Raw genomic sequence first — 6,720 nt, 5'->3', positions numbered from 1 at the left:
CAATAATATTAAAAGTACATTTGGTTAACATTTTAACTACATGCACTTTTATCTGAAGTTGTACTTTTGAAACTAAAAAGAGTTTCGTACAACTTAAAAGCTAGAACACATATTGATTAAGGAATATGAAAGATGAAACCAATTAAGTTAAAGAAAAGCGCAATTGCTATCGTAACGTCACTACAATTATTTGGACTTAGTCAGCTTGCTACGGCAAATACCGCCGTCCCTGAAATTTCACCAATTATGTACGATACGCTTCAAGGCGATATTGAAGGCTCACCATTGTTTATAGATGTCGGCTCGGATAACTTTCTACTTACTCAGGAACAGTGGCATACGATTCAAGTTTTTGCCGAGTCAGCTGTCAGTTTACCGAATACCGAAGCAGCCTTTAGAAGTGCGACGCGATATCCAGCGGATACGCCTCTAAATAACGACTACATAGCACTGATGACAACCTTTGAGTCAATCAATGCGTCGGGTCAGAACTGGAATCATAAGCTTTATCCAAGCATCATTGATCTCGCGACGAAATTAGCAAATTATTCCGATACCCATGTATTGCTAATTCAGCCGTTTATTGATGAACTAACAAAGTTACATAACGCGTCGCTAAGCGGAGATCTGCAAGCTGCCGAACAAAGTCGACAAGTCGCAATTTCATTTCTAAACACCTTCATGAATTTTGTTGATGGTAATCTAACAAAAACCCAAACAGTGGTAGATCAACTCGTCACCTTTCAGGGAGATTTAACTACACATTCTGGACAATTAAATACACTGGAAGGCACTTTTGAAGATATCTTAAATAAAGACCAGCCAGCTAACATCCGAGATCGAATTAGTACCTTACAACGACGACTCAACGATCTAAATGATGAAAAGAGCGATTTAAAAACAGGTATTGGCTTAAGTAGTCTCGGCGGTGTGCTTGGGCTAATCATTGGCGGTAGTATCCAAGGCGCACAGTTAGAAGAAGTAAAGAGCGAGATTAATAAAGTAGAGTCTCAAATTGAGACGGCGAATAAGGAACTCGCCCACGCGATGAGTCTTGCAGCCTCGTATCAAATTGCCAAAGGGCAAGTGGAAGGCATGAACGAAAAAATTGAAACAGCGCTTGGCAATGTTCGTAAAGTTCAAGTGCACTGGCAGTCTTTGTATGGAGATATGCAATCTCTTCGAGATGTATTGACACAATTAAACAGTGACAATGCGTTACGTAATGCCAACGTGATTGTTGCAGGGATAGTTTCTTCACCTCTTGCCAGCAATGCCAGCAATTCATGGAAAGACATCGCAGACAAAGCAAGAACGTTTCTACAGAACGCCTACCTGCCAACATCACAGCAGTAAGTATCACTAGACTTAAATTATAAGCATCATAACTAAACTTCTATTGAGCGCCCTACATTCACAGAGTGCTCAATAGGCGCGTCTTGTATGTTGCAATAAGGAATTACTATGAAACCAACTTTACTCAGCTTGTTGATTGGCTGCGCTTTTTCGAGCCAAGCAGCGACTTGGAACGAGCTATATAATCTTGAGTTAAGTCAAAACTTACCAAGCGTTACAACAACAAATCAACAACAGATAGACACACAAAATTACTTGGTCTCGGCATTACATGTCAACCTGAATGACGTACTTACCAGTGCTAGAGATCATAATACCATTGTCATTGCTGCAGATACCGTGGAAATCGACCGAAACATGATTTTCGATGCGCCAAATAAAAGGGTTTTTATCGTCGCACGCAAAATAATGGGTAATGGTACGGTGAGTATTAATTTAGATACTCAAAATGCCCAAGCATCAACACTGGTATTCATGGCCGATAAAGTTGAGGCTAATATCAATATAGTGACAGCTCATTCACCCAGCGGCGGTGAAATTGAACGTTTTAGCATCGCACCAGACTCCTTTGGTACGCTATATCAAGTTATACAAGGGAATAAGTTTGCGACGCCTATTTCCCCCGCGCTGACGTCACTAACTTCGGTGCACAAAGAGTACTTTTTAGATGCATTTGAAAAGTCGTTCGATATGGCGGCGGCCATTTATGATCAAAACCCAGCGTTGAGCATTGAGATGTTGAGCTGGCCTGAGTCTATACTAAATGCAGCTCATGATGTTAGAGAGTCATCAGTTCAAGCTAAGAACTTTTACTTGCAGCTTGCTAACTTTAAGCAGTTTTTGTCGTATGCAACACTTAACAAAAACTATGTTCCTAGCTTGTCCCGCGACTTTTATGAGCTAACCATCAAAGCATACATTGATGCGATGGAAGCATATCAGGATAGCTATAGTAATTTTCAGCAACAAGGCCGAAGTTTAGAAAACAAGCGCCAAGATCTCACTTTAATGCAGGATAACCTGTTCGATGTTGCATCTGCTGAGCAACGAATTATCTCTCGCTCAGTAGAGCAACTGACGAGCTTGGTAAAGACACTAGATGAACAAAAAGCAGCATTCAGCGGACAAGAAAATAACGTCTTCTATTCAGGGGTCGAGTTTCAGCAAGGAATTTTAGACTACAAACTAGATAAAATTACAGAAATCGGACTTAAAGTACTTGAAACCGTAATTAGTGCAGGCACTGCATTTGCAGGAGCTGCAGGGGGAGACACCAGTGGCCTGAAAGACTTAGTAGCGAGCTTACCCGCCACAATCCAAGAGATCAATGACTTAAAAACCAAAATTGATGATATAGCATCATTAATGGATAAAGTACAAAAGGTTAGCGGCCAGTTAAACGTATTATCGCAAAAAACTGCCGATTCGTTTTCTAGTAGTGAGCTTGCACAAGAGTTCAATCGCCTTAACTCACTCATTCCAACCAAAGAAGAGGCAAATCGAATTTGGGATGAATTTTTAATAACCGCTAAAGCACAAATGAAAAAAGCTATAGATGAAGATATTGACGGTTCAAGCGACTATCTTGTTGCTATCGAAAAGTTAATTAATCATGGTAAGGCAATTGTGGCTGTAGAAATTGATATTGCCCAGGAGCAGTCTAGACAGATAGATTTGCGGATCACCGCTGATGCAAAACTCAAGCAGATCAACCATATAGATGCATTTTTACAAAACAATCAAAACAGTCTAGATGAAATTCAGGAAATGGAGGAGCAGCTATTTCGGACTCTGAATAATCTAAAACGTCCGATATTTGTAGCATTAACAAACTATCAGGCGGCATTTAGCTACTGGTCACTTGATGACACCATAGTGACACCAAGCCTTAATCAAAGTTATCAAGAATACCGCCGCGACTTAGCCTTGCTACGTGAGCAAGAGGCCGCGTCATTATTACGCTTTAACCCTCGACCTCAAGACTTTATGCTCACCATAGAAGAGTTGAATGCGCAGCAACAATTGCAGGATTTTGCGCAAGATGGTGAGATGAGTTTCACGCTGTCGTTAGAAGACATTGATTTTTCCCAATTTGATCGAGTTAGATTAGACGAGGTCAATGTTGTACTAGAAGGTTCGGGATTGAATGAGAACCAGCGCTACGATATCGAGGTAAGGTCAAGCGGTTCATATCAAGATAGGTTTAAAGGGCAACCCTATCAATTTAGTGCCGAATCGTTATACCGATTGGTGAGTTACGAGTTGTTAGATAGTGAAACGACACGCATAGATCCAATCACCAGTGGTGCAATCGCAAACGATTATGCGATTAATTACTTTAAACCAACTCCGTTTACTACTTGGTCAATTAAGCTGAAAAATCCACAGCTTTATGACTTAAGTAAAGTGACGAATATCAAAGTGTCGTTTAAAGGGAATGCGATCCCCAAACAATAGTGCGCTGTTTAGCCTAGTAGGAGCCACTTAACGTGGCGATCTTTTAGCAAATGCTCGCAGGATTAACCTGCTCCTACTTTGGTGAGGCTTGACTATTTGCTAAACCAGATTGCTTTTTTCGTAGGAGCCACTTTACGTGGCGATCTTTAACAAAAGCTCGCGGGATTAACCTGCTACTACTTTGGTGGAGTTCAAATATTTACTAAACCAGACCGCCTTTCGTAGGAGCCGCTTCACGTGGCGATCTTTAACAAAAGCTCGCAGGATTAACCTGCTCCTACTTTGGTGAGACTTAAATATTTGCTAAACCAGATCGCCTTTTCGTAGGAGCCACTTCACGTGGCGATCTTTAACAAAAGCTCGCAAGGATTATGCTGCTCCTACTTTGGCGAGGCTTGACTATTTGTTAAACCAGATCGCCTTTCGTAGGAGCCGCTTCACGTGGCGATCTTTAACAAAAGCTCGCAGGGTTAACCTGCTCCTACTTTGGTGGAGTTCAAATATTTACTAAACCAGACCGCCTTTCGTAGGAGCCGTTTCACGTGACGATCTTTAACAAAAGCTCGCAGGATTAACCTGCTCCTACTTTGGTGGAGTTCAAATATTTACTAAACCAGACCGCCTTTCGTAGGAGCCACTTCACGTGGCGATCTTTTAGCAAAATTCCTCCGGATGAGCCGTCACCTACTCTACAACTTGAGCCTTCAATAAAGATCTGTTATCCAGATAGCCACTAAAACGGGTTGCTAATAAGGCTGCAGCACTGATAAGTGCCCCTACCCAAGCGGTGTCCTGCAAAGACATACTTTCTACAATTTGACCACCAAGGATGGAGCCGAATGCAATTCCAACGTTGAAGGCAGCGATATTCAACCCTGATGCGACATCCACCGCTTTTGGACTATATTTTTCGGCTAACTGTACAACATAGACCTGAAGACCAGGCACATTTCCAAAAGCAAATGCTCCCCACATTAATACCGTGATCACCACGCCTACTTTCGACTGCATGGTAAATGTCAACACAGCTAAAATGACCGAGAGTAACGCGAAGATGATGGTCAAAGCGCTTATTGGCCCCTTTTTGTCTGCTAATTTGCCGCCATAGATATTGCCAATGGCAACGGATACACCATAAACCAGCATAATAATACTGACTGTAGCGGCATTAAAACCAGCTTCCTGTTGTAAAATTGGCGCAAGATAAGTGAATGCCGTAAAGGTTCCACCGTAGCCAAGTATGGTCATAAGATAGACGAGCAGTAATCTGGGTTGCAATAATACCTTTGCCTGTTCAGACAGACTGGCTGATGCGCTTTGCTTTAGGTTCTTTGGAATCAATAGTGCACTTCCCAAGAGAGCAACAACACCTAAAGCAGAAACTACTAGAAACGTGGCTCGCCAGCCAAACTGTTGGCCAATCCAAGTACCCAAGGGGACACCCGTTACGAGCGCCACGGTCAGGCCCGTGAACATAATGGCTATGGCACTTGCCTCCTTGTCTTTTGAGACCAAACTTGTCGCAATCGTAGAACCAATAGAGAAGAACACACCATGAGCGAGTCCCGTCATGATCCTCGCCATAATGAGGCTTTCATAACTGGGCGCTTGCCACGCAAGCAAATTGCCAAAGACAAAGAGTGCCATCAAACTAAGTAATACAGACTTTCTATTCCATCGCCCTGTCAGTGCGGTTAAGACGGGCGCACCAACGGCAACGCCGATGGCATATAAACTCACCAGCAACCCTGCACTAGGCAGTGAAACTGATAAGTCTGAAGCGATGGTAGGTACTAAACCAACAATGACAAATTCGGTGGTACCAATGGCAAATGCGCTTAATGTCAGCGCCAGTAATGCAAGTGGCATAAATAAACCCTTCTGAGGTGATAAGCAATAAGTTGATGTAGTGTGAAAGCTTTTTTATTTGCAAAAAACAGTAAAAATGACAAAATACTTTTGTAGAAAATGAAAAGGAACGCATATGCCCGTTAGCTCTAAAACCGAAGATCTAGAAGCTTTTATCTGTGTTGTCGATACTGGTAGTTTTTCCGCTGCAGCAAATCTGATGGACGAACAAGTTGCAAAGGTCTCAAGAGCGGTAACTCGGCTAGAAAAGTCCCTGCGTGTAACGCTATTCAATCGAACTACTCGGCGGATAGAGCTAACCGAAGAAGGCGAACTATTTTTACGCTATGCGCGACAGGCACTCAATACCATTGAGCAAGGCGAAGAAGCGTTAAAGCTGTTACGATTTTCGCCGGCAGGTAAATTGAGAGTTGATGCTGCAAGCCCTTTCGTTTTTCACCAGCTTACGCCTATATTAAAAGGTTTTAATGAAGCCTTTCCCGATATTACTTTGGAAATAACTAGCCATGACAGCATCATCGATTTGTTAGAGCATAAAACCGATATCGCGATACGAATTGGTGACTTAGCTGATTCTAACCTTCATGCTCGATTGTTAGGCCGAAGTAAACTTCACCTTGTTGCGAGCCCTGACTATATAAGTAAGTTTTTAGGCAGTGAACCGTTGATTACTCTTTCAAATCACAACTTGATAGGTTTTACCGATGCCCCGCATCTCAACGTCTGGCCTTTACAAAATCCGCAGCAACTCAAGTTTTCCATTAGCGCATCCAGTGGTGAGACCGTGAGGCAATTGTGTATTGCAGGCCATGGTATTGCACTGCTATCTAACTTTATGGTGAGACAAGATATAAAAGCAGGAAGACTCGTTGAGGTATTTACCGAGCAAATTATTTCGCCAAACCGCAGAGAAGCGGTGCAAGCCGTGTATTATCAAAATAGTGGTGTATCTTCTCGGATTTCAGCATTTCTAGACTACATTGCGCCTAGGCTCACGCTATAGTTTTTCATTTTTTACAAATATATTTTGTATTTATT

General features: G+C 42.3%; 4 protein-coding genes. 3 read left to right on the top strand and 1 reads right to left on the bottom strand.

Annotated elements, in window-relative coordinates:
* Positions 1 to 132 precede the first annotated feature (132 nt).
* A complete protein-coding gene (locus L1D50_RS20415; protein ID WP_239966693.1) occupies positions 133 to 1,356 on the top strand; it encodes an alpha-xenorhabdolysin family binary toxin subunit A in 1,224 nt (407 codons plus the stop codon).
* A gap of 108 nt (positions 1,357 to 1,464) precedes the next feature.
* The gene (locus tag L1D50_RS20410; RefSeq protein WP_239966692.1) at positions 1,465 to 3,813 is read left to right on the top strand and encodes a hypothetical protein; all 2,349 of its coding nucleotides are present in this window, start codon (positions 1,465 to 1,467) and stop codon (positions 3,811 to 3,813) included.
* A 684-nt stretch (positions 3,814 to 4,497) separates the two neighbouring features.
* On the opposite strand, the gene L1D50_RS20405 is transcribed toward L1D50_RS20410, so the two are convergent.
* Positions 4,498 to 5,682, bottom strand: a complete 1,185-nt coding sequence (locus L1D50_RS20405; RefSeq protein ID WP_138522947.1) for an MFS transporter — start codon at positions 5,680 to 5,682, stop codon at positions 4,498 to 4,500.
* 115 nt (positions 5,683 to 5,797) lie between these two features.
* On the opposite strand from L1D50_RS20405, the gene L1D50_RS20400 reads away from it, so the two are divergent.
* A complete protein-coding gene (locus tag L1D50_RS20400; RefSeq protein ID WP_138522945.1) occupies positions 5,798 to 6,685 on the top strand; it encodes a LysR substrate-binding domain-containing protein in 888 nt (295 codons plus the stop codon).
* Positions 6,686 to 6,720 lie beyond the last annotated feature (35 nt).

The organism is Pseudoalteromonas sp. Isolate6 (assembly GCF_022398435.1).
In the GTDB taxonomy this organism is placed as follows: domain Bacteria; phylum Pseudomonadota; class Gammaproteobacteria; order Enterobacterales; family Alteromonadaceae; genus Pseudoalteromonas; species Pseudoalteromonas galatheae.
Note: the sequence above shows the minus strand (reverse complement) of the source record. Positions and strands in the feature narration are given on the sequence as shown.